Here is a 22,551-nt window from a genome sequence, read left to right as displayed (position 1 = left end):
AATTGACGCTGCACTCGCGCAGTCTTGGATTAGGCAGTCTTGGATTAGTCGGACTGACGCCGCATTCGGTTCGGTTACATTGAGGCGGATATGCTTCGTCGATCTAGCTGGATCTGGCTCTCTATCGTCGGCGCGGCCATAGCTGCCACCGGGGCTAGGGCCGACGACGCGGTCGTGCGAAGCTTTGCCGGCGGTTCGGCTGCATCCATGGTGGGGATCGTCGCGGCCAGCCAGGACGTCGAACTCGCGGGCCCGCAAGCGCTCAGCGCTGACGGACAGGGAAACCTGTTTGTGCTCGATCAGATCAATGGCCGCATTCTGCAGTTCGACCCGAAACAACCGAACACGGCTCCCGATATCCTGAAGATGCCTGGCGATGTGCAGCCCACCGACCTCGTCGTCCATAACGACGACATCATGGTTTGGGACGGCGGCGTGCGGATGCTGAAGGCGGCAGCAGGACAGTCCACACGCGGGCTTGGCGGAGACGTGATCCAGTTGGAGGAAGTCTCATCCCGCGGAACGGACGACCAGGTCGCCATTTCGGCCTTCGCACAGATGGGCTCGCAGGCGCTGAGCAGCCCCACCGACTTGCTGGATCAGAATACGCGCGCGGCCATCGTGAGGACGACGCGACAGCCCGACCGGCAATATATCGCCTCGCGCAGCAAGGGATCGGTGATCGCCGATATCATTCCCGACAAGGGCAATGCCGGCGTTCGGGTCGAAATCCAGACCATGGTCTCCAACGAGACCATCGGTCAGCTCGGCCTGCGCGTCCGCAACCAGCTCGGCACCGTGGAGTTTCTCGAGATCGACAACAGCGACCGCTTCTACGTGCTGGCCGAGGACATTCCTCCGTCGGGCAAGAATGCCTCCACCTTCGTCGCACGCTATGCCGCGAACGGACGCCTTGAGGGCATCTACGAGCTGCCGCTGGAGAATACGCCCGTGACCCGGCGGTTCGTCACCGTCTCGGGCGACGGCGACGTCTATTTTCTGCGCACCAAGCCGGATGGTGTCGAGGTGGTCGGTGTCGGCTTCCGCCCCCTGGGGAAGGTATCCGTCATTGACGTCAGGCCGTCGCGCACGGCTGCCGCGCCGGCGGCGGCGCAGCCGGATATCAAGTTCAATGCGACCGCCGCTGTGCGGCCGTCCAATCGCCAGCAGGCGATCGAGACGGCCTTCGCCTTTGAGGGCATTCAATGGAAGCTGACACCGGCGAACTACGGTAGCGATCCCGACAGCCAATGCTCCGGTTTCAGTCGTATTCGCCGGCCGTGGTATCTGCAGGGCAAGGTAAACCAGGAAGTGCGCGGCGTGCCCTATTGCTGGGGCTGCCACGGTTCGCTTGCGAATTTCCGGCAGCGGATCGACAGCGGGACCCTGGCGGGCAATGTCTGCACCCGTAACGAGCCACGGCCGGATGTGGCCGGTGTCGACTGTTCGGCGTTCGTCAGTGCCACGTGGGGACTTTCCGTCCACTACACGACCGCCGCCATCCCCGCGATCGCCGCGCCCGTGACCAATCCCTGGGACCTCAAGCCTGGTGACGCCCTGAACAAACCGGGTTCCCACGTGATGTTGTTCCTGCGGTTCACCCCGGATCGCAAGGCCGAGGTCATGGAATCCTCGACGGGTGGCTGCAACGGTCGGGTCTGCCGCAACGTCTACCCGCTCGCGAGCCTGCTTGCGCGCGGTTACGTTCCGGTCCGCTTTCGGGCGTTCGCAGACGATCAGACGACCGTTTCCGCGAACGCCTATCAGGAGACCGAGGCGCCGACAGGCCGCAAGACGGCGAACAAACGGCGCTGAACCTGAAGTCTTGCCAAGGCTACAGATGAACATGGATCACCGCCTGCGCGCTGGTTTCCGGAGGTCCGGACGGCATTTGCCTTTCTGTCTTACCGGTGCGGTTCCAGGGCGGACCTGCTTGATATCGAGGTGGATCGCGATGCGAACGCTCAGGGGCTTTGATCGAAGGACCGGTTGGCTGTGTGCCGCCATCCTGCTCGCCGCGTTGATCGGCCTGCCACTCCAGCGCGCGCATGCGGCGGGTGAACTGTCGATAAGCAATCCCGACGGTGCGGCGCTCCGGGCCCTCGTCATCGGCATCGACGACTACCAGCATGTACGCAAGTTGAAGGGCGCGGTCGCCGACGCCAATGACATCGTGTCCAGCTTGAGAACCATGGGTGTCAGCGATGTGGTCGAGCTGACCAATGCACAGGCGGACAGGGCGAGCGTGCTGCGCGAAATCAGCTCACTGGTGGAGCGGACCAAGAGCAACGATCTCGTCTTCCTGTCGATCGCAGGTCACGGCACGCAGGAGCCGGAGCGGATCAAGGGCTCGGAACCGGACGGAATGGAGAACGTGTTCCTGCTGCCTGAATTCGCGACCACGCCGGCAGGATCTGTCGAGCGCATTCTGGGAAGCGAATTCAACCATTTCATCCGGCAGTTCGAATTGCGCGGCGCAAGGGTGATTTTCGTCGCGGATACCTGCCATGGCGGCGGAATGGTGCGCGATATCGATCCGCGGGCGGCTGAGATGAGTTTTCGGCAGGTGCCCCGCTACACGCTGCTGGTCGATGAATTGAAGCCGGTGTCGAGCAGCGACGACCCGAAGTCCGAACTCGATCTCGACCACACCGCGTTCATCGCCGCGGTCGATCGGCACACCAAGGCGCCGGAAGTGCGGATTCCCGGGATCGACGGCCTGCGCGGCGCCCTGAGTTATGCCGTTGCGCGCGCCGTGGAGGGCAACGCGGACATCAATCATGATGGCAAGGTGACCCTGAAAGAGCTTTTCAGCAATGTTCGGCAGGTGGTCTATCAACTGTCCGACCAGCGCCAGAATATCGTGACGGTATCGTCGCCGGCACAGATGCCGGAAACCGAGGTCGCGTTCGAACTGACCCGCGGCGTGGTGCTGATCCAGGGGACGGCGGCGAGAGCTGCCTCCGGCCAGGTCGCTACCGTCGCGTCCGCCGAGAAGCAGACCCCTGCGCCGCCGGCCGTTACGGCCAAGTCGCAAACCGCTCCAACCAGTGCCGCTGCGACCGCCCCAGCCGCGCCCAGTGCCGCACTGCCGCCCTTCCGCCTCACCACGCCGATCCGCTTGGCAGCGCTTGACGGCAAGATGAGCTATTTCACCAGCGTCAAGCCGCAGGACGCCAGCGTGCAGGCCGTTCAACCGACTGATAATCCCGACCTGATCTGGGACCCCGTGTCCCATGACGTGATCGCCTGGGGCGACGTGGTCGCCTATGGCGTCGACGTTGGCGGCTTGACGACGGTGGTCAACCGAACCGCGGCAATTCGCGAGCTGAAGCGCATGGCGACGCAATCGCCGCAGCTGATGCGTATTTGGCCGGATGATCGACAGCAGCGCAGCGGACAGACCGTCGAGGTCGAATTGTCCGACGTCGGTTCGCGGGCGGTGCTGCTATTCAACGTGTCCGGTGATGGAACCATCCAAATGCTGTATCCGGTGGGTTCCGATGCCGCGATGGCTCGGTCAGCAAATCTGCGGCTGCCGCTTCGGGTAGGCGAGCCGTTCGGCGCCGAGCAGATCGTCGCGGTAACCTCGCAGCAGCGGATGGTGGATCTGGAGACGGTCCTGATGCAGCTCAACCGGCGCCGTGCCTCGGGGCAGGTGATCAAGAGTCTGGAGCGCTACCTGCCGGCGGACGCGCGGATCGCGTCAATCGGCTTTTTCAGCGTTCCCTGACGAAGCTGTGACAGCCGGTCATGTCGCCAGCGAAACTGGTTTCCCGCAAGCAATCCTGGTTCGCGATCGCGCTGCTGCTGGCAGGAAGCGGGGCCGCGTGGGCGACGCCGCCGCCATCGGCCGCTCCATCGGCAGGAGCGACGAACGCTCCGTTGCTCTGGCGCGTACAGACCCCGCGCGGCCCGGCAAATGCCGCCGGCGTGGCGCTTGAAATCCTGCCGGGTCCAACCGTCAACATTGGCGGCAAGGTGTCATTCGGCGTAACCGCCAGGAAGCCCGGCTATCTGATGCTGGTGGATGTTGATGCGGAAGGGCGGATGAGCCAGATCTTCCCGACTGCCGAGCTATTGGCGCAGTCGGTCGGACCCGACATGAATCTTGTCAAGCCTGGCGTCCAATTCATCGTTCCGACCCCGGCGGCACAGCAACGTGGATTTGAATATGTCGTCGCGCCGCCGGCCGGGTCCGCCGTGATCGTTGCGATCCTGAGCGAGCGACGTGTGCAATTGCTCGATTTGCCGGACATTCAGCGCAAGCTTCAGGGGCCGGCCGACACGTTGAGCTATCTGTCGGATTGGACCAGTCAGCTGCGGATACCGGACAGCGGCGGCGGAAGACTGTTGCCGAACAATTGGTCGTTCGACATCAAATCATACTCCATCAAGTAGGTCAGCGATCGCATTGCTCAGGCTGCCCGGGCGGTCGAGGAGACCGTCCCGCGCGATCATGTGGTGAATATTCTTGTGGCCGAAGCTGCTGTCCGGCGTCTTGCGTGCAGGGCCCCGCGGTTTGGCTCCCTTGCCCCCGGCATTGCCGATTGCGGGGAGGAGACGGCGGCCCGATCTCGAGCGTGCCGCCTTGCATGCCGTCCTAGTTGCAGACCTCAACATTGCCGGTACCGCCGCCGGGACCTCCGCCGCCACGGTAATCGAGATGACACCCGCGACGGACCGGGCGGCATAGATAAGCATCACACACGATCTGGCCGCTGCCACCAGAGGGTCTGGCCGTCGCCTGTCGTCGGGGAACGTCGGCTTGCGGCTCGGGCCTCTCACGGACCGGACGATCGGCGCGCGACGGCCGCTCATCCGTGTTGCGCTTCGCCACCGGCTTTTTCCCGCGCCGCTTCTCGCATTCGTTATCCTCGTTCAGGAACGAGCCCTCGGCGCAGGTGATCTTGCGGCACTGGTCGCCGTCGGCCTTGTAGCCATGTTCGCAGATCAGCGGGCAAACCCGGGCCGGCTTCAGCTTGATCGCATCGAGCGCATCGAGGCTTGCAAGCTTGACGTCAAATTTGGTTCCGGCGTGCCGGTTGAACAAGGTCAGGGAGCGACGCGAGGCCGCGTTCCACTCACCGTCGATGGAGCCTGTGAAACAACCAACCCGGCTCAATTCGCTCTGCACCGATTTGGCAAGATCTTCCTGCGGCGGCGCCGTGTTCAGGGCGGCAACCTTCGCGCCCTCGCTATTCTGCGATGGGGTAGCGGTTGCAATATTATCCGGCTTGGCGCTGTCGGGCGCGGGTCCGTTCGCGGAAAGCATGGCGACCGTTGAGGTTTGGGATGCGGTCCGCTTCCGTTCAGCCTCAGCAGCTTGGTCCTGCGCCGCCTGCTTTGTTCTTTCTGCCGCGATACGGGCATCCTCCGCGGCCTTGAATTCTGCGGCCGCCTTTTCCTGCTCCGCTCGCTGGGCACCTTCGGACGCAAGCCGCGCCTTCTGCTGCTCCGCTTCCTGCGCTTTCCTGGTGGCGGTAACGCGCGCGTCCTCCGCGTCGATCTGGTTGAGCTGAAGCTTGGCCAGATTTGCATAATAGCCGTCGGGATGCTGGGCGAGGAACGCGCTCATGGCGGCCTTATTGCCGACCTGCAGGGCCAATTCGTAGTCGCGACGGATCTCCGACGAGGCGTTAACCGCCGGCGGCGCCGGCCCTTCTGCCTTTGGCACGAGCGCAACGTCCTCACCGCCCAGTGAGCCGTAAACGTAAGGCTCCTGCCGGTTGCCGGTCGCTTGCAAGACATCATCGCGGACGAAGCCGAAAGCCCTGCGCAGGTCCAGTCCAGGCTTTGCGATATATTTCACCAGCGCCGTCGCGTAGGGACTGTTCGTGCTGTTGCCGTCGAGCGCGGTCAGTCCGGCCTTCGCCGCAAACGCGATCAGCGTATTGGATACGGCGGGTTCTACCCGGGCGAGCCCGCGGCTGATCGCGCGCGAAGCGACGGTTCGCTTCATGGTGTCGGCAAAAGGATTGTTGCGGCAGGCATCAACGATCACGACGCGGAGCTGCTTGGCGGGCTCGATGGCCAGCAGGACACGATCGAGCGAGAAGGCCTCGTCATAGATATCGGTGTCGCGTTCAAGTCTGGCATCCGTCGGGATCAGATAATTCGTCCCGTCGATCTCGATTCCGTGACCTGCATAGTAGACGATGGCGATGTCTGCATCGCGAGCTTGATCGGCGAAATCCCTCAGTGCCCGCCGCATGTCGCTCGAGGTCAGGTTCAGCCGAGACTCCACCAAATCGAACCCGGCGCCCTTCAAGGTCGCGGCGATAGCGGTGGCATCATTGGCAGGATTCGGAAGTAATGGCGCATTTTGATAGTTCGAATTGCCGACCACCAAAGCCACTCGCTTCGTTGCCCAGGCTGGCTGAGACGCCAGGAGAACCGAAGCAGCAAGAACAACAAGAACTCGGAGGAGCGTGTAGCGCATGGCGAACGTCCAAAAATCGGCTCGAAACAACGGCAGCTTTATCGAAGGTGGCCGCGCGCAAACTCCACTGCGTCAAGCGTTACGGGCGCCGGCATACCTCCGTAGAGAACAAACTTGAGTCCAATCCATTCCTGATGTTGTCGTCCGGGGCAGCGAGATTGTTCAAGGATACACCGAAGCGTGTAGGGCCGGTGGTGCACGGCCGAACAAATGTCAATTGACCTGTAAGATATTGAAATATCTGTCTTTTATCGTTAGCGCCGGAATGGCTGGCAGTGCCGGCATCCGCCTGGGCTTCGCCAAGCGAAGTTCCATCTCTCGATAGTGATCTCGGAATTGAACTCGCATGCTCAAGCGATGCTCGTGCCGGATCGTCAGCGTGTGACGGCCGCGTCGTTAGTCTCGGTGGCGTCGACAGGGTTCAGCCCGTTCGTCTCGGCCGTTTGTCGCAGCCTCGGGCCTCTTCCATAGGAGCGCGAACTGCGTCTATCTGGAAGCAACGCCGATCCGTTCGAGCTGAGACGTGCGAGTCCCGAAAGAATCGAAATCTGCGTCCTCGGGATCCGGACGTCGACGTGTGGACGCCCACCGCAGGTGTCGTCGAAATCTCTGGAGACGCACATGTCTATTCCACTGAAAATCTACATTACGCCATTTGCCGAGAAAGGTGTCGCCGAGCCGCAAAAATGGAGTGGCGAGGCCGCCAAGAAGGCACTGGATGTGGTCAATAAGATCTGGGCGAAGGCCAAGATCGGGTTCGTGATCAATGATTACGTGGAAGATAAACCGCTCGATATGGCGAAGAGCGCGCGCAACAATGACCAGCGCGTGCTGGATGTTCTCAGTTTCCGGCATGCTCCCGACAATGCGGTCCACATCTATCTCGTCAATCCGATAGTCAATCTCTCGGCCGGTGGCGGCTCGTATCTTCATAGCGATCCCGAGCCGGCAAGCTTTGTCCAATGGTATGGCAATGACTTTGCCAACGGACGCGCGTGGGCTCATGAACTTGGGCATTTGATGAGTCTCGACCACGTCGACGTAGATTACGCCGATGAGAAGCAGGCCGCCCTGCGCAGCAACTTGATGACGAAGGGATTGAGCGTGGGAAGCGATTTGACCGGTCAGCAGATCAGCACGGCCAAAGGTTCAAAACTGGTGAAGCGATTTGGCGGCTGACCGCGGAACCTCCTCGCTGCCGCCTTCCATGAAACCAATTGCAGTCGGCCCGATCGCTCGTTCGCCCGCCAACCGCCGGAGAGACGCCATGCCCAAGGTCGACCTTGCAAACGTGCCGGAGCGCAAGGGGACCGGCTATCCGGCGGAGTTCGCCGCGCCGTGCGCCGAGCGGGTGCGACAGCGTCTCGGTGATGCCGGCGGGCTCGCCGACTTCGGCGTCAACCTGATGCGGCTGCCGCCCGGCAACTGGTCGAGCCAGCGCCACTGGCATTCGGATGAGGACGAGTTCGTCTATGTGCTCGCGGGCGAGGTGGTTCTGGTGGAGGACGGCGGCGAGACGGTGCTGCGGGCCGGCGATTGCGCGGCGTTCCCGAAAAACTCCGGCAACGGGCATCATCTGATCAACAGGTCGCAGATGACGGCGACCTATCTCGAGGTCGGCTCGCGCTCGCGCGCCGACGTCATCACCTGCTCCGACATCGACATGATGAGCCCGAGCTCCGACGGCCGCTTCCTGCACAAGGACGGCACGCCGTACGAATAGCCCCACCTGTCGCGCCGCGCACGAAATCGGGCGTTGCGGATTGGCCGGCGAAGGACCAATGTTCCGGCGAGGAGCTTTGGTCGCGTCCATGCCGGAATGGTATTTCATCTGGGTCGACGGTCCGCGCGGACCCGAGCCGCAGAAATGGTCGTCGGATGCGCTGTGGGGCCAGCTGGCGCGTCAGGACGTGATCGTGCGTTTTCCCCTGAGCGATCGCGAGGCCGAATTGTCGCTCGACCAGCTCGCAAGGCTGCACCCGGTGCCGCAGTGAGCTGCGCTGCAGTTCTTTCCGTCGACGTTCAATCCGCCGGGGTGAACGTCAGACCGAAAGATCGAAGCCGGGCGTCGCGATTTCGGTCAGGAACGCGGCGACGAACATCTTGCCCAGCACATGCTTGGCCGCCGGCGTGCCGGCCTTGAGCCGGCCGGCGCGTGTGGCCTCTGCGAGCTCGGCAAGCGTCGGTGCCGCAAGGCTCGTATCGGGTACGGTGCGCGGCGCCGTCGCGGATGCGCTGAGCAGCACGCCGGCATAGTAGAGCCGGGTGAGCGCGCGGACATGTGCGAGCCGTGCGCGCCGCGCCTCGTCGAGCCGGCGGCCGAGCCAGGCACGATGCAAAATGCTTTCCAGCTCCGGCGTCCGCGCCAGGCTGTCGCCGACAATCGCGAGGTCGACCAGCGGATCGGTGCGATAGGCGGATTCCCAGTCGATCATCCAGAGCCTGTTGCCGTCGAACAGGATGTTGGCGGGGAGCGAGTCGTTGTGGCTCGACACCGAGTTGGCCTCATCCCAGGCATAGGCCGCGCGGATGCGCGCGAGGTGCTCGTTGCAGCGCTCAAGCACGCCGGGCGCGAACAGGCCGGTGCGGCCGACATGGGCCCAGAGCCGGGCCACGATGTCGGGGTAGCGCACGAAAGCGGGAAAGGTCGGCGTCGCCTGCAGGCGCGCCAGCAATTCGCCGAGCGCCTTCGCCAGCGCCGGCAGGCCGCCGGGATAGCGGCCGAGCGGCTGCCGCTGCACAAAATCCATCACCGCGACGCGCGAGGCCTCGTCGACATAATGGAGTCGCGGCGCGATGCTGGCCTCGGCGGCGATCCTGAGCGACACATACTGAAACGGATTGCGCAGCGGGCTCGGCATTCCTTCGATTCGGAGCAAATAATTCTCGCCGCCTGCATCGATCCGGAACAATTGCGCCGACGTTGCGCCGCCCGAGACCGATGTGACCGCGTCGGTCGCCGCGGTGCCGATCACCTGACGCAGTGCGGCATGTGCTGCGTCGCGCTGTGCCGGCGGAAGTTTATCGAGAGCACTCATGCGCAAGAAGCTAGCATGGCCGCTATGCGTGCCCAAAATCGCGTTAATGCAGCGTTCGCGATCTATTGCTGGCAGCGCACGACGAAGCATGAAACAATGCTGCAAAAATCATGTTGGGAGAGAACTTGATGTCGTTCGAGCGGGAGTTGCATTGCGCCGTTGCGTGCCGATCATGGATCGCGTTGCCATTATTCTGCCTGATCAGCACGTTCGGAGTGATGCATAACGCCGCCGCGAACGAGTCCTTGCAGATTGTGGACGCGCGCGTGCCGGCGGTCGACAAAGCGGGCGGGGACCTTCCCTTGACGATGACGATCAAGAACGAGGCCGACAGCGCCGATGCGCTGCTTCGTGTCCGCTGCCCGGTTGCGAATTTTTCCGAGCGTCATACTGTGGATCGCGGCGAGGGCGCACCGGCGATGCGCTCGATATCCAATATACCAGTACCGGCAAAGGCAATGCTCGAGCTGAAGCGTGACGGTTATCACGTCATGCTGCTGCAGATGCGTCAGGCGCTCACGCCGGGCGAGACGTTCAAATGCGCGATCGTTTTTCAGAAAGCAGGCACCATCGAGACGGAGGTACAGGTCCAGAAGTGACCTCACAGAAATGACTCAACAAGACGGCGGGTGGTGCACAGCCATGCGCCGGGACTCAAGGCTTCTCGCGTGATCGCCCGTGTGTGACGGGCGGTTCGATCAATGAAGAATGCTAGATCCGGAGGAAATGAACTCATGACAAGGTTGAATTGGGTAAAGTCGCATATGCTCGCCGCGGCAGTAGCATCCGCAGCGACGTTCGCGGGCTCTTTCGCGCTCGCCGACGATGTCGGCCAGGACCGTCTGCTCAATGCTGACAAGGAAGCAGGCAACTGGCTGCACCACCACAAGAACTATTCGGCGACGCGCTTCTCGTCGCTGGCCGATATCAACAAGGACAACGTCAAGAATCTCAAGGTCGCCTGGACCATGCATCTCGGCGGCGTCGAGGGCGGCGGAATCTGGTCGCATGGCGGCCTGGAGGGGACGCCGATCGTCGAGAACGGCTTCATGTATGTCACCGACGGCTGGGGTTCGGTCTACAAGATCGATGCGCATGGCGGCAAAGGCGTGCTGCTCTGGAAGATGGATCCGAAGACCGACCATGACTGGGCCGGTGCAGTCGCCTGCTGCGGCGTCGACAACCGCGGCGTCGCATTGTGGGGAAACCTCGTCGTCTCGCACACGCTCGACGGCCGCCTGATCGCGACCAACAAGGAGACCGGGCAGGTCGCCTGGCAGCGCCAGGTCGCCGATCCCGACAAGGGCGAGGTGATCACCGGCGCACCGCTGATCGTCAAGGACATGGCGATCACGGGCGTGGCCGGCGCCGAATACGGCATTCGCGGCTGGATCGCGGCGACCGACCTGAAGAGCCAGAAGGAAGTGTGGCGCACCCACACCATCCCGGGCAAGGACGAGGCGGGTCACGAGACCTGGAAGGACGACAAGGACGCCAAGGCGAGCGGCGGCGGATCGACCTGGGTCACCGGCAGCTTCGACCCCTCGACCAACACCATCGTCTGGGGCGTCGGCAATCCCGGACCGGACTGGGACAACGAGTACCGGCCCGGCGACAACCTCTACACCGACTCCTCGCTTGGTCTCGATGCCGACACCGGCAAGATCAAATGGCACTACCAGCACACGCCGAACGATCCCTACGACTATGATAGCGTGGCGGAGAACGTGCTGGTCGACGTCCCCGGTCCGAACAACACGACGCAGAAGCTCGCGCTCGAGGCCGACCGCAACGGCTTTGCCTATGCGATCGACCGCAACAGCGGCAAGTTCATCTGGGGTCTGCCGTTCGTCAAGAAGGTGACCTGGACCAAGGGTCTCGACCCCGAATCCGGCAAGCCGGTGGAGTATGATCCGAAGCAGGGCGTGCAGCGCTACAACGCGGCGGTGACGCCAAGCCGGACCAACAAGGTGACGGACATCTGCCCCGGCAACATGGGCGGCAAGAACTGGCCGCCGACCGCGTACAATCCGAACCTGAAGCTCTGGTACATCCCGGTGATCGAGAGCTGCAACCGGATCACGGTCGAGGAGACGACGCCGGACAAGTTGAAGAAGCGTGAGTTCTTCACGGGCGGCGGACCGAGCCAGCCGGTCAAGATCACCGGCAGCGTCACCGCGATCGACGTTACCACCGGCAAGGTGGCAGGGAAGGCGGAGACCGAATTCCCGAACCTCGGCGGCATCCTGGCGACGCCCGACCTCGTGTTCTCCGGACAGCCGTCCGGCGAGGTGATCGCCTACGACGCGAAATCGCTGCAGCAGCTCTGGCAGTTCAACACCGGCGGCGGCGTCAATGCGCCTCCGATGACGTTCTCGGTGGACGGCAAGCAGTATGTCGCGATCCTGGTCGGCCTCGGCGGTGCCTGGGACAAGTGGTTCATCGATGCCACGCCCGAGCTGAAGCGGATGCAGCCGGGCTCGATGCTCTACGTGTTCGCCCTTTGACGTCGCAAGCGCGGGAGGCCTCTCACCGAGGCCTCCCGCGTCGATTTGGCCGAGAAAGACAAGAAAAAAGACAAGAAACAAGACAAATGAAAAAAATATCGCTGGTTGGCGCGTGGCTCGGCTGCGCGCTGGTGATGGGATTTATCGGTACCGCGCAAGCGCAGTCGGCGAGCGATCCGACCGATGCGGGCAAGGCGGTGTTCAAGCGCGGCAATTGCGTCGGCTGCCACAAATGGCACGGCAATGGCGGCGGCGGCTATGGCGGCGACGCGCTGTCGCTGCGCAAGACCGAGCTGACCCGCGAGCAGATCATCGAGACCGTGACGTGCGGCCGGCCGGGCACCGGCATGCCGTTCTTCGTGCGCGGCTCCTACGACACCACGAAATGCTACGAGATGACCCGGCAGGACGTCGCGGACCGCATGCCGCCCGAAGCGAATGTGTTCCTGCGGCCGAACGAGATCGAGGCCGTCGCCGACTACGTGCTCGCCCGCGTCAAGGGCAAGGGCGAGCCGACCTACGATGAATGCATCGCGTTCTTCGGCGATGGCTCGCGGGTCTGCAACATCTACAAGGAGGCCGGCCACGCCGCCGCGCCGTCCGATCAGAGCGAGAAGGCAAAGCCATGAGCAAGCAAGGATCGGCAATCCGTGGCTTGGTCTTCGCTGTCACCGTCACGGCAGCGGTGCCGGCGATGGCGACCGCGGGAGACCTGCGCGACATCAGCGTCGGAATGGCGATCAGCAGCGTGCCGGACGCGGGCTACATCAACCTGACTTGCATCGGCGAGAAGACCCACAGATTGGCTGACTGGGCGCAATGGCAGGCTTGCCAGGCCGGACCGGACCAGCTGCGCGGCATCCGCTTCGAGTACGATCGCGAGAGTGGGCGGGAAGGCACCATGGTCGGCGGCCATCCCGCGATCCTCACCGTCATGATCGACAAGGACGCCAAGATCGCGGCGCTGATGATCGAGACCGATCCGAAGGCGCGGCTCTATCTGCGCAAGAAGGCCTTCCTGCTCGGCCTGCAGGCGAGGTCGCGCTATGGCGAGGACGGCTGGACCTGTTCCAAGGCACAGCCGGGCGCCGACAAGCAGGAGGTCGGCGGCGTATTTGTCGACGAGAAATGCACCAAGACGATCGACGGCCGCACGGTCGAGATCGAGCGCCATCTCTACCGCGAGCCGAACAAGGAGCTCAAGGACATGACCGACGAGACCCGCATCACGATCCGCCGCGCCGGGTCCTGAGCTGCAAACTGAAATAGCCAAATTTCAGCTGCCTAACTGATCTAAAATGACTCTCTTTCTTTTCGTCATGGCCGGGCTTGTCCCGGCCATCCACGTCTTTTCTTACGCGATTGCAGCGAAGACGTGGATGCCCGGCACAAGGCCGGGCATGACGGAGCTACTCTAATGCCGAGCCAGCAGCACCACGACGATCAGGGCCAGGATCGCGCACAGCACCTTCCAGAAGGTCACGGGATCGCGGTCGTGCAGCGATTTGCGGGTGGTGACGGCGGGGCCGGCCCAGGTCGCGCCGTTTTCCAGTTCGTGCGCGAATTCGATGGCATCGCCGAAGCGTTGTGCCGGGTCGACGCTGAGCGCCTTGCCGATCACCGCGTCGAGCCAGGCCGGCAGATCCGGCCGGTAGCGCGACAGCGGCGCGGGCTTGCCGAAGCGCGGCCGCGAGAACGGCTCGATCTCGCCGAACGGATAGTTCGCCGTGAACATGCGGTAGACCGTGACGCCGAGCGCGAACAGGTCGGAGGCCTCGTCGCCGGCCTTGCCGCCGAACAGTTCGGGCGCCATGTAGCTCGCGGTGCCCGGAATGTCCTCGGCGGGAAAATCCTCCAAGAGCGGCACCCGCGCGACGCCGAGATCGACAAGGCGCAACCCGCCGTCCTTCAGCAGGATCACGTTGTCCGGCTTGATGTCGCGATGGATGATGCCGGCGCGGTGCAGCGCGGTGACCGCACGCACCAGCTTGGTTGCGATCGCGATGCCGTCGGTGAGCGACAGCCGCGGCGCGCGACCAAGCCGTTGCTCCAGTGTTTCGCCCTCGTAGAGCGGCATCGCCGAATAGAGCCTGGTCTGCCGCTCCGCCGGCACCTCGATGATCTCGCCGATCCAGAGGCTGCGCACGCGCGCGGCGACCCAGGCCTCGCGCACGAAGGCGAGGCGGTAGGAGCCTTCGCTCGCGACCCGTGGATGGGGAAACTTCAGCACCACGTCGCGGCCGGCGCGCTTGTCGATCGCCTTGAACAGGCGGCTGTAGCGTCCGTCGGACAAGACGTCGCCGAGGCTGAAATCGTCGATCGTATCGCCGGTCACCGGCAAATCGAGGATCGGCAGCGTCGCGATCGCGTGGGTAAGGTCGTCGCGGTCCGCCGGCGGCAGGTCGACGACGTCGAGCACCAGCGCGGTCGTGTTGTCGCTGCTGCCGGCCGCGAGGGCGGCGTCGACGATGCTGCGCGCGGACTCGTCGGGCGGCGTGCGTTCCTCCAGCAATTGCTGGAGACGCAAATCGCCGAGCGCGCCGTGAACCCCGTCGCTGCAGATCAGCAGGCGATCATGTTGCCGGAGCCCGAGGGACGTGTAGTCGAAGCGGGCGAACTCCTCGAAACCGATGGCGCGGCTCAGCATGTGGGCGAGGTCGCCGCGGCCGGCGATATGGTCCTGCGTCAGGCGTTCCAGCCGGCCGTCGCTCAGGCGATAGGCACGGGTGTCGCCGATATGGATCACATGGCATTGCCGCCGTGACAGGATGATCGAGGAGAACGCGCAGGCCATGCCGCTGCGCGCGGCATCGACGCGGCCCTGGCCGTGGATCCAGCTGTTGGCGGCTTCCAGCGCCCGCGCGGCGCGGCGGCGGACACCGAGCGTCTCGGGCAACGAATAATAGGCGTCGATGAAGCTGCGGACCGCAACCTCCGCGGCCTCGCGCCCGCCCTTGTGGCCGCCGACGCCGTCGGCGACCGCGGCGACCACATCGCGATGCAGCGTGCCCGGCTGGCCCAAGCAGGCCGCGACATAGTCCTCATTGGCGGCGCGCTTGCCGGTCTCGCTGGCAAAGCCGACGCGCACCCCCAAGTCCCGTTGCGAACCGTTCGCCACGTCCGGGCCCCGTCATGTTGCGGAGCGGAGTCCTCAGACGCGCGCTCCCGATACCGCGCCCCAGGTGGTGCGCCAGCGAACCTTGACCATGGCAAGTCCGATGAAGCCAAGCAACGCCAGCCCGCCGAAGAACAGGAAGCCGGCGCCGAAGCCGCCGGTCATGCCCTTGGCGGCGCCGAGCGTCTGGGCGAGGAAGAAGCCGCCGACGCCGCCGGCGCAACCGACCAGCCCGGTCATCAGGCCGATCTCGTGACGGAAGCGCAGCGGGATTAGCTGGAACACCGCGCCGTTGCCCATGCCGAGCGCCAGCACGCCGATCGAGAACAGCAGCACCGAGATCCAGGCGATGCGCGGCAGTTCCGTCAACGCCCAGCCGGCCTGCGTCGGCGCCGTCGGGCCCTCCGGCATGAAGGCAATGACGAGATAGGCCGCGACCACGACACCGAACAGGATCGACAGCGAACGGATGCCGCCGATCCGGTCGGCGATCATGCCGCCGACGGGACGGAATCCCGAGCCGAACGCGACGATCAGCGCGACCAGCATGCCGGCCGCGACGCCGGAGACATGATACTGCACGGTGAAATAGAGCGGCAGCGCGTTGGCGAGGCCGACGAAGCCGCCGAAGGTGATGAAGTAGAAGAACATGAACCAGCGGCTGTCGGAATCCTTCAGCAGTGCGCCGTAGGCCTGCAGCGAGACCTTCTTGCGCTCGCCCGGCGCGTCCTTGGCTGCGACCGCGTAATAGGCGAGCACCATCAGCATCGGAATAAGCAGGCAGCCGAACACGGCCTGCCAGCCCCAATGCTCGGCAATGGTCGGCGCGAGCAGCGTGTCGAGCACGACGCCCATATTGCCGGCACCGGCAATCCCCATCACCACGCCCTGATATTGCGGCGGATACCAGCGGCTCGCCTGGGGCAGGGCGACGGCGAACGAGGCGCCGCCGACGCCGAGCGCAAGCCCGAACAGCTCGATCGCGAGCTTGCTGGTCAGCCCGAAGTGCCACACCGCAGCAGTCGCGGCGATCACGACGAGCTGGGCGATGATGCCGGTGCGCTTGGCGCCGATGATGTCGGCGAGAATGCCCATCGGCACGCGCAGCAGCGCGCCGGCCAGCACGGGAATGGCGACCAGGGTGAACTTCTCGTTCACGGCCAGATTCATGTCTCGCGCGATGTAGACGATCAGCGGTCCGAGCGCGACCCACGCCATGAAACTGATGTCGAAGTACAGGAACGCGGCAAGCAGTGTCGGCCAGTGACCTGCCTTCTTGAACTCGGCTAGCTTCATCGCAAGCATCTCGCGTTGATGCGGCGGAGGCAGCCGCGAAAGCGCGGCCATCTCAGGCGCAGACAAATGGAATGTTGGTGAATCGTGAGTGCGCTCGTCGTTGAGACGCACTCCGTCAACAGCTGGGGTCAGCAATTACCGTGCCATCGATCAGGTCGCGTCGCTTTGCCGTGCAGTCGCAAGACGTTGCCGCGCAATCGCGAACAGCGTTCCGCCGCCGCGCGTGGCGTGGCTTGCGGCAAGTGCCGCTGCGCAAACGTGCATGCTGGTGCTTTTTTGTGCGATGCGCCAAGTCCGTGCGATCGCGCATCAAATGCGATTTCGCGATCGCCATCGCGGCCCGCGATGCTGTGATGCACAAGAGATCATCGGCGTGGCTAAAATTTCGGCCGGCTGTCGGCGCGGCGCGCGGACCGGTGGATTTTGATCGGCCGGAAACCTATTGATTTTGCAGCCGGATTCGCCCGCCACGAGTTGGCACGCGTTTTGAATATCAATCAATAACGGAACATTGGTCGTCATCGAAGACGGTCTGCGCCCGCGGCTGGGCTTCCTACAACTCCAAACCTTTATCGGTGCCCATCAACGACGCACGCCGCGTCGCTGCGCAGCGCCGTCGGAATTGAAAGGCAGACCATGCTCGACAAAGTGACCAAGCAGAAGCTCGTGGTGATCGGCAACGGGATGGCCGGCATCCGGACGGTCGAGGCGCTGCTGGAGCGCGCGCCCGATCTCTACGACATCACGGTGTTCGGCTCCGAGCCCTACGGCAATTACAACCGCATCCTGCTGTCGCCGGTGCTCGCCGGCGAGAAGACCGTCGACGACATCATGCTCAACACCGTCGACTGGTACGAGGACAACAACATCACGCTGCGCAAGGGCGAGACGATCACCATGATCGATCGCCGGACCTGCGAAGTCGTCACCGAGGCCGGCGAACGGGTGCCCTATGACCGCCTGCTGATCGCGACGGGCTCAAACCCGATCATGCTGCCGCTGCCGGGCAAGGAACTGCCGGGCGTGATCGGCTTCCGCGACATCTATGACGTCGATCGCATGATCAAGGCCTCGACCGACTATCGCAACGCGGTGGTGATCGGCGGCGGCCTGTTGGGCCTCGAGGCCGCCAACGGGCTGATGAAGCGCGGCATGAACGTCACGGTCGTGCATCTGCTCGACACGCTGATGGAGCGTCAGCTCGATCCGGTGGCCGGCGGTCTCTTGCGCAAGTCGCTGGAAGAGCGCGGCATGGTGTTCAAGATGCCCGCACAAACCCAGGCGATCCTGGGCGAGGATCGCGTCACCGGCGTGCGCTTCGGCGACGGCACCGAGCTGCCGGCCGATCTCGTGGTGATGGCGGTCGGCATCCGCCCGAATTTCGAGCTCGCCAAGAAGGCCGGGCTGTACTGCGAGCGCGGCATCGTCGTCTCAGACACCATGCAGACCTATGACGGCCGCATCTACGCGGTCGGCGAGTGCGTGCAGCACCGCCGCCAGACCTACGGTCTCGTCGCGCCGCTGTTCGACCAGGCCAAGGTCTGCGCCAACCACCTCGCGATGAAGGGGTTTGCCACCTATGACGGCTCGGTCACCTCGACCAAGCTGAAGGTCACCGGCATCGACCTGTTCTCCGCCGGCGACTTCGCGCCGGGGCCGGACAAGGAGGAGATCGTGCTGCAGGACGCCAACCGCGGCGTCTACAAGCGCATCATCCTGAAGGACAAGAAGATCGTCGGCGCCGTGCTCTATGGCGACACCATCGACGGTCCCTGGTACTTCCAGCACCTGCGTGACGGCACCGACGTCTCGCATATGCGCGAGCGCCTGGTGTTCGGCGCCGCCAATCTCGGCGATGGCGGCGTCAGCGGCCAGAGCTCGGTTGCCGCGATGAGCGACGAGACCGAAATCTGCGGCTGCAACGGCGTCTGCAAGGGTGCCATCGTCAAGGCGATCAGCGAGAAGAAGCTGTTCACGCTCGATGATGTCCGCGCTCACACCAAGGCATCGTCGTCCTGCGGGTCCTGCACCGGCCTTGTCGAGCAGGTGCTGGCGTTCACGCTCGGCGGCGACTATTCGGCGGCGCCGAAGGTCAAGCCGCTGTGCAAATGCACCGATCACAGCCACGACGACGTTCGCCGCGTGATCGTCGAGCAGCAGCTCAAGACCATTCCCGCGGTCATGCGCTTCATGGAGTGGAAGACCCTGAACGGCTGCCACTCCTGCCGTCCGGCGTTGAATTACTATCTGCTCGCGACCTGGCCCGGCGAATATCGCGACGATCAGCAGTCGCGCTTCATCAATGAGCGCGTCCACGCCAACATCCAGAAGGACGGCACCTATTCGGTGGTGCCGCGGATGTGGGGCGGCGTCACGACGCCGAGCGAGCTGCGCGCGATCGCCGACGTCGCCGAGAAGTTCAGCATCCCGACGGTAAAGGTCACCGGCGGCCAGCGCATCGACCTGCTCGGCGTCAAGAAGGAGGACCTGCCGGCGGTGTGGGCCGACCTCAACGACGCCGGCATGGTGTCGGGCCATGCCTACGCCAAGGGCCTGCGCACGGTGAAGACCTGCGTCGGCTCCGAATGGTGTCGCTTCGGCACCCAGGATTCCACCGGCCTCGGCGTCAAGCTCGAGAAGTTCATGTGGGGCTCGTGGACGCCGGCCAAGGTCAAGCTCGGCGTCTCCGGCTGCCCGCGCAACTGCGCGGAAGCGACCTGCAAGGACGTCGGCGTGGTCTGCGTCGATTCCGGTTACGAGATCCATTTCGCCGGTGCCGCCGGACTGCACATCAAGGGCACCGAGTTCCTGACCAAGGTCGAGACCGAAGACGAATGCCTCGAGGTGATCGTGGCGCTGACCCAGCTCTACCGCGAGGAGGGCTGGTATCTCGAGCGCATGTACAAATGGTGCGACCGCGTCGGTCTCGAGCAGATCAGGAAGCGGGTGGTCGATGACGTTGCGAACCGCAAGGCGCTGTTCGCTCGCTTTGCCTATTCACAGCAGTTCGCGCAGACCGATCCGTGGGCCGAGCGTGCCAGCCGCGGCGTCGATCGCAACGAGTTCGCGCCTCTCGCCGAATTGGAGCTCGCATGACCCAGTGGATCGAAATCGGCGCATTGACCGACATTCCGCGGCTCGGCTCGCGCGTGGTGCGCACGCCGGGCGGCAACATCGCGGTGTTCCGGACCGAGAGCGACGAGGTGTTCGCGCTCGACGACCGCTGCCCGCACAAGGGCGGGCCGCTGTCGCAGGGCATCGTGCACAACAAGCGCGTGACCTGTCCGCTGCATAACTTCGTCATCGAGCTGGCGAGCGGGCAGGCGGTCGCGCCCGACGAAGGCTGCACGCATACCCACCCGGCCAAGGTCGAGAACGGCGTTGTCTGGCTGTCGGTGCGGCAGGCGGCGGCGGTGAGCTGAGCGGTCAGGCAATGTCCGTCAAGACCACGTGTCCCTATTGCGGTGTCGGCTGTGGCGTCATCGCGTCGAAGGACGCGGCGGGCGCCGTCCAGGTCGAGGGCGACAAGCAGCATCCGGCCAATTTCGGCCGGCTCTGCAGCAAGGGTTCGGCGCTCGCCGAGACCATCGATCTCGACGGGCGTCTGCTCGAGCCGATGGTGGACGGCGCGCCGGCGGCGTGGGACGACGCGCTCGATCGCGTCGCCGATGGCTTTAGCAGGATCATTCGTGAGCACGGGCCCGACGCGGTTGCGTTCTATGTTTCCGGCCAGCTCCTGACCGAGGACTATTACGTCATCAACAAGCTCGCCAAGGGCTTCGTCGGCACCGCCAATATCGACACCAATTCGCGGCTGTGCATGGCCTCCAGCGTCGCCGGGCACAAGCGCGCCTTCGGCAGCGACACCGTGCCGGGCTGCTACGAGGATCTCGAGCAGGCGGAGCTTCTGGTGCTGGTGGGCTCCAACGCCGCCTGGTGCCATCCGATCCTGCACCAGCGCATGCTGGCGGCGAAGGAGAAGAATCCGGCCTGCAAGATCGTGGTGATCGATCCGCGCCGCACCGCGACCTGCGAGGGCGCCGATCTGCATCTGCCGCTGCGCTCGGGCAGCGATTCCGTGCTGTTCAACGGCCTGTTCGCCTTCCTCGCCGGCAGCAACGCGGTCGACCGCGGCTTTGTCGGCAATTGCACGACGGGTGTGGTCGACGCGCTGAAGCAGGTCGGCGGCCAGACCGTGGCGCAGACCGCGGCGACCTGCGGCCTGACCGAAGGCGCGGTCGGGCTGTTCTTCGACTGGTTCACGCGCACCGAGCGCGTCGTCACGCTCTATTCGCAAGGCATCAACCAGTCGTCGAGCGGCGTCGACAAGGTCAACGCCATCATCAATTGCCATCTCTTGACTGGACGCATCGGCCGTCCCGGCATGGGGCCGTTCTCGCTGACCGGCCAGCCCAACGCGATGGGCGGCCGCGAGGTCGGCGGGCTCGCCAACCAGCTCGCCGCGCATATGGAGATCGAGAATCCCGCGCATCGCGAGCTGGTGCAGCGGTTCTGGCGTGCGCCAGTGATCGCGGAGAAGGCCGGGCTGAAAGCGGTCGACATGTTCGACGCGATCGCCGACGGCCGCATCAAGGCGGTGTGGATCATCTCGACCAATCCGGTGGTGAGCCTGCCGGATGCCGATCGCGCGCGCGCCGCGCTCGACGCCTGCGAGCTCGTCGTGGTGACGGATTGCATGCGCGACACCGACACCACGCGCCATGCCGACGTGCTGCTGCCGGCGCTGGCGTGGGGCGAGAAGGACGGCACCGTCACCAATTCCGAGCGCCGGATCTCGCGGCAGCGGCCGTTTCTCGCAGCGCCGGGCGAGGCGCGCGCCGACTGGCGCATTATCTGCGACGTCGCCGGTCGCATGGGATATTCGGGCTTCGATTATGCCTCGGTGGCCGAGGTGTTCCGCGAGCACGCCGAACTGTCCGGCTTCGAGAATAGCGGCCGGCGCGATTTCGACATCTCGGCGCTGGCGGCGCTGGACGATACCGCCTATGACGCGCTGGCGCCGGTGCAGTGGCCGGTGACGTCGGACCATCCGGCCGGCACGTCGCGGATGTTCGAGAGCCAGCAATTCTTCACGCCGGACCGCAAGGCGCGCTTCGTGCCGGTGGCGCCGCGCGCGGCGCGCCACGCCACCAGCCGCGACTTTCCGTTGGTGCTCAACACCGGCCGCGTGCGCGATCAGTGGCACACCATGACCCGGACCGGCAAAACCGGCCGGCTGCTGGCGCATGTGTTCGAGCCCTATGCCGAGTTTCACCCCGAGGATGCGCGGCAGGCCGGGCTGCAAAACGAGGGATTGGTGCGGCTGACCAGCAGCTGGGGCGAGATGATCGCGCGCGTCGTGGTCAGCGCCGACCAGCGCCGCGGCTGCGTGTTCGTGCCGATGCACTGGAACGCGGAGTTCGCCGGCGAGGGGCGCGTCAACGCGCTGGTCAATCCGGCGACAGATCCAGTGTCCGGCCAGCCGGAGTCCAAGCACACGCCGGTCAAGGCCGATCGCTATACGCCGAAATGGCACGCCTTCATCCTGAGCCGCGACGCGATCAGGCGTCCGGCAAGCGGCTATTGGGTCTACGGCAAGGCCGGCGATTGCACGCGGCTGGAGCTCGCGCTCGACACTCGCCCGGAGAGCTGGCGCGACTGGGCGAGGGCGCAGCTCGGCCTCGAAGGTGTCGAGATCGAGTGGATCGCCTATCGCGATCCGGCGGCGGGACGCTTCCGCTACGCGGCGGTGCGCGACGGCCGGCTCGAGGGCTGCGTGTTCATCGCGCCCGATCACGCGCTGCCGTCGCGGGCCTGGCTGACCGGGCTGTTCGCCGAGCAGCAATTGTCGGCCAATGCGCGGATGTCGCTGCTCGCGGGACGGCCGTTCGGCGCGGGCGAGGATGTCGGCCCGATCGTCTGCTCCTGTTTCAGCGTCGGACGGCACCAGATCACCGCCGAGATCAAAAAGGGCGCCGACAGCGTCGATGCGATCGGCCGCTGTCTGAAGGCCGGCACCAATTGCGGCGGCTGCAAGCCCGAGATCGGCAAGCTGATCGGCGCCACCGCGCAGCCGCGGCAGGCGATCGCGTCGTAGGTCGCCGCGCCAGGGCCCAGCCGAGAAATGCGCGATTCAAGATTGTTGCGGCGCAA

The 22,551-nt window shown here is 64.6% G+C and carries 17 protein-coding genes; 13 read left to right on the top strand and 4 right to left on the bottom strand.

Going from position 1 to position 22,551, the window contains the following annotated elements; translation table 11 throughout:
• The first annotated feature begins 90 nt into the window (after positions 1 to 90).
• The 3 genes from ACVIHF_RS19025 (at position 91) to ACVIHF_RS19015 (ending at position 4,401) form a co-directional block, all read left to right on the top strand.
• A complete protein-coding gene (locus ACVIHF_RS19025; RefSeq protein ID WP_253608183.1) occupies positions 91 to 1,815 on the top strand; it encodes an NHL repeat-containing protein in 1,725 nt (574 codons plus the stop codon).
• A 139-nt stretch (positions 1,816 to 1,954) separates the two neighbouring features.
• On the top strand, positions 1,955 to 3,733 hold the full coding sequence (locus tag ACVIHF_RS19020; protein WP_253609989.1) for a caspase family protein: 1,779 nt from the start codon (positions 1,955 to 1,957) through the stop codon (positions 3,731 to 3,733).
• Positions 3,734 to 3,753: 20 nt separating this feature from the next.
• Positions 3,754 to 4,401, top strand: a complete 648-nt coding sequence (locus ACVIHF_RS19015; protein WP_253608184.1) for a DUF4384 domain-containing protein — start codon at positions 3,754 to 3,756, stop codon at positions 4,399 to 4,401.
• 202 nt (positions 4,402 to 4,603) lie between these two features.
• Here ACVIHF_RS19015 and ACVIHF_RS19010 read toward each other — a convergent pair whose 3' ends face one another.
• Positions 4,604 to 6,442, bottom strand: a complete 1,839-nt coding sequence (locus ACVIHF_RS19010; RefSeq protein WP_253608185.1) for a caspase family protein — start codon at positions 6,440 to 6,442, stop codon at positions 4,604 to 4,606.
• 621 nt (positions 6,443 to 7,063) lie between these two features.
• Here ACVIHF_RS19010 and ACVIHF_RS19005 point away from each other — a divergent pair.
• The 3 genes from ACVIHF_RS19005 to ACVIHF_RS18995 all read left to right on the top strand — a co-directional run bounded on the left by ACVIHF_RS19005 (position 7,064) and on the right by ACVIHF_RS18995 (position 8,436).
• Positions 7,064 to 7,621, top strand: coding sequence for a zinc-dependent metalloprotease (locus ACVIHF_RS19005; protein WP_253608186.1), 558 nt, complete (start codon positions 7,064 to 7,066; stop codon positions 7,619 to 7,621).
• A gap of 88 nt (positions 7,622 to 7,709) precedes the next feature.
• Positions 7,710 to 8,165 carry a cupin domain-containing protein gene (locus tag ACVIHF_RS19000; protein WP_253608187.1) on the top strand — a complete coding sequence of 152 codons (456 nt, stop codon included), beginning with the start codon at positions 7,710 to 7,712 and terminating at the stop codon, positions 8,163 to 8,165.
• Positions 8,166 to 8,253: 88 nt separating this feature from the next.
• On the top strand, positions 8,254 to 8,436 hold the full coding sequence (locus ACVIHF_RS18995) for a hypothetical protein (RefSeq protein WP_229158945.1): 183 nt from the start codon (positions 8,254 to 8,256) through the stop codon (positions 8,434 to 8,436).
• A 48-nt stretch (positions 8,437 to 8,484) separates the two neighbouring features.
• On the opposite strand, the gene ACVIHF_RS18990 is transcribed toward ACVIHF_RS18995, so the two are convergent.
• Entirely contained in the window at positions 8,485 to 9,480 is a 996-nt protein-coding gene (locus tag ACVIHF_RS18990) for a phosphotransferase (protein ID WP_456792417.1), read from the bottom strand.
• Positions 9,481 to 9,608: 128 nt separating this feature from the next.
• On the opposite strand from ACVIHF_RS18990, the gene ACVIHF_RS18985 reads away from it, so the two are divergent.
• From ACVIHF_RS18985 to ACVIHF_RS18970, 4 genes are all read left to right on the top strand, one after another.
• Positions 9,609 to 10,079: a copper chaperone PCu(A)C gene (locus ACVIHF_RS18985; protein ID WP_307720401.1), complete on the top strand. Its 471-nt coding sequence runs from the start codon at positions 9,609 to 9,611 to the stop codon at positions 10,077 to 10,079.
• Positions 10,080 to 10,214: 135 nt separating this feature from the next.
• On the top strand, positions 10,215 to 11,987 hold the full coding sequence (locus tag ACVIHF_RS18980; protein WP_129965109.1) for a PQQ-dependent dehydrogenase, methanol/ethanol family: 1,773 nt from the start codon (positions 10,215 to 10,217) through the stop codon (positions 11,985 to 11,987).
• 134 nt (positions 11,988 to 12,121) lie between these two features.
• Positions 12,122 to 12,616: a c-type cytochrome gene (locus ACVIHF_RS18975; RefSeq protein ID WP_035631104.1), complete on the top strand. Its 495-nt coding sequence runs from the start codon at positions 12,122 to 12,124 to the stop codon at positions 12,614 to 12,616.
• Positions 12,613 to 13,239: a hypothetical protein gene (locus ACVIHF_RS18970; RefSeq protein ID WP_253608189.1), complete on the top strand. Its 627-nt coding sequence runs from the start codon at positions 12,613 to 12,615 to the stop codon at positions 13,237 to 13,239. Before ACVIHF_RS18975 ends, ACVIHF_RS18970 begins: the two co-directional genes overlap by 4 nt.
• Positions 13,240 to 13,401: 162 nt before the next feature.
• Here the strand turns inward: ACVIHF_RS18970 and ACVIHF_RS18965 are convergent, their stop codons facing one another.
• A complete protein-coding gene (locus ACVIHF_RS18965) occupies positions 13,402 to 15,075 on the bottom strand; it encodes a protein kinase domain-containing protein (protein WP_253608190.1) in 1,674 nt (557 codons plus the stop codon).
• A gap of 63 nt (positions 15,076 to 15,138) precedes the next feature.
• On the bottom strand, positions 15,139 to 16,398 hold the full coding sequence (locus ACVIHF_RS18960; protein WP_076831717.1) for an MFS transporter: 1,260 nt from the start codon (positions 16,396 to 16,398) through the stop codon (positions 15,139 to 15,141).
• A 636-nt stretch (positions 16,399 to 17,034) separates the two neighbouring features.
• On the opposite strand from ACVIHF_RS18960, the gene nirB reads away from it, so the two are divergent.
• Genes nirB through ACVIHF_RS18945 form a run of 3 tightly spaced genes read left to right on the top strand, consistent with a single transcriptional unit; the run spans position 17,035 to position 22,495 of the window.
• The gene (gene nirB / locus ACVIHF_RS18955) at positions 17,035 to 19,494 is read left to right on the top strand and encodes a nitrite reductase large subunit NirB (protein WP_253608191.1); all 2,460 of its coding nucleotides are present in this window, start codon (positions 17,035 to 17,037) and stop codon (positions 19,492 to 19,494) included.
• The gene (gene nirD / locus ACVIHF_RS18950; protein ID WP_028335429.1) at positions 19,491 to 19,820 is read left to right on the top strand and encodes a nitrite reductase small subunit NirD; all 330 of its coding nucleotides are present in this window, start codon (positions 19,491 to 19,493) and stop codon (positions 19,818 to 19,820) included. The genes nirB and nirD overlap by 4 nt, the downstream gene beginning before the upstream one ends.
• An 11-nt stretch (positions 19,821 to 19,831) precedes the next feature.
• A complete protein-coding gene (locus tag ACVIHF_RS18945; protein ID WP_456792416.1) occupies positions 19,832 to 22,495 on the top strand; it encodes a nitrate reductase in 2,664 nt (887 codons plus the stop codon).
• Positions 22,496 to 22,551: the final 56 nt, after the last annotated feature.

The organism is Bradyrhizobium sp. USDA 4506 (assembly GCF_054058795.1).
Note: the sequence above shows the minus strand (reverse complement) of the source record. Positions and strands in the feature narration are given on the sequence as shown.

Coding starts and splice junctions, on each gene's coding strand:
- ACVIHF_RS18990 (WP_456792417.1), bottom strand. CDS start 9,480: ATGAGTGCTCTCGATAAACTTCCGCCGGCACAGCGCGACGCAGCACAT.
- ACVIHF_RS18970 (WP_253608189.1), top strand. CDS start 12,613: ATGAGCAAGCAAGGATCGGCAATCCGTGGCTTGGTCTTCGCTGTCACC.
- ACVIHF_RS19010 (WP_253608185.1), bottom strand. CDS start 6,442: ATGCGCTACACGCTCCTCCGAGTTCTTGTTGTTCTTGCTGCTTCGGTT.
- ACVIHF_RS19025 (WP_253608183.1), top strand. CDS start 91: ATGCTTCGTCGATCTAGCTGGATCTGGCTCTCTATCGTCGGCGCGGCC.
- ACVIHF_RS18975 (WP_035631104.1), top strand. CDS start 12,122: ATGGGATTTATCGGTACCGCGCAAGCGCAGTCGGCGAGCGATCCGACC.
- nirB (WP_253608191.1), top strand. CDS start 17,035: ATGCTCGACAAAGTGACCAAGCAGAAGCTCGTGGTGATCGGCAACGGG.
- ACVIHF_RS18985 (WP_307720401.1), top strand. CDS start 9,609: ATGTCGTTCGAGCGGGAGTTGCATTGCGCCGTTGCGTGCCGATCATGG.
- ACVIHF_RS19020 (WP_253609989.1), top strand. CDS start 1,955: ATGCGAACGCTCAGGGGCTTTGATCGAAGGACCGGTTGGCTGTGTGCC.
- ACVIHF_RS18980 (WP_129965109.1), top strand. CDS start 10,215: ATGACAAGGTTGAATTGGGTAAAGTCGCATATGCTCGCCGCGGCAGTA.
- ACVIHF_RS19005 (WP_253608186.1), top strand. CDS start 7,064: ATGTCTATTCCACTGAAAATCTACATTACGCCATTTGCCGAGAAAGGT.
- nirD (WP_028335429.1), top strand. CDS start 19,491: ATGACCCAGTGGATCGAAATCGGCGCATTGACCGACATTCCGCGGCTC.
- ACVIHF_RS18945 (WP_456792416.1), top strand. CDS start 19,832: ATGTCCGTCAAGACCACGTGTCCCTATTGCGGTGTCGGCTGTGGCGTC.
- ACVIHF_RS19000 (WP_253608187.1), top strand. CDS start 7,710: ATGCCCAAGGTCGACCTTGCAAACGTGCCGGAGCGCAAGGGGACCGGC.
- ACVIHF_RS18960 (WP_076831717.1), bottom strand. CDS start 16,398: ATGAAGCTAGCCGAGTTCAAGAAGGCAGGTCACTGGCCGACACTGCTT.
- ACVIHF_RS18995 (WP_229158945.1), top strand. CDS start 8,254: ATGCCGGAATGGTATTTCATCTGGGTCGACGGTCCGCGCGGACCCGAG.
- ACVIHF_RS19015 (WP_253608184.1), top strand. CDS start 3,754: ATGTCGCCAGCGAAACTGGTTTCCCGCAAGCAATCCTGGTTCGCGATC.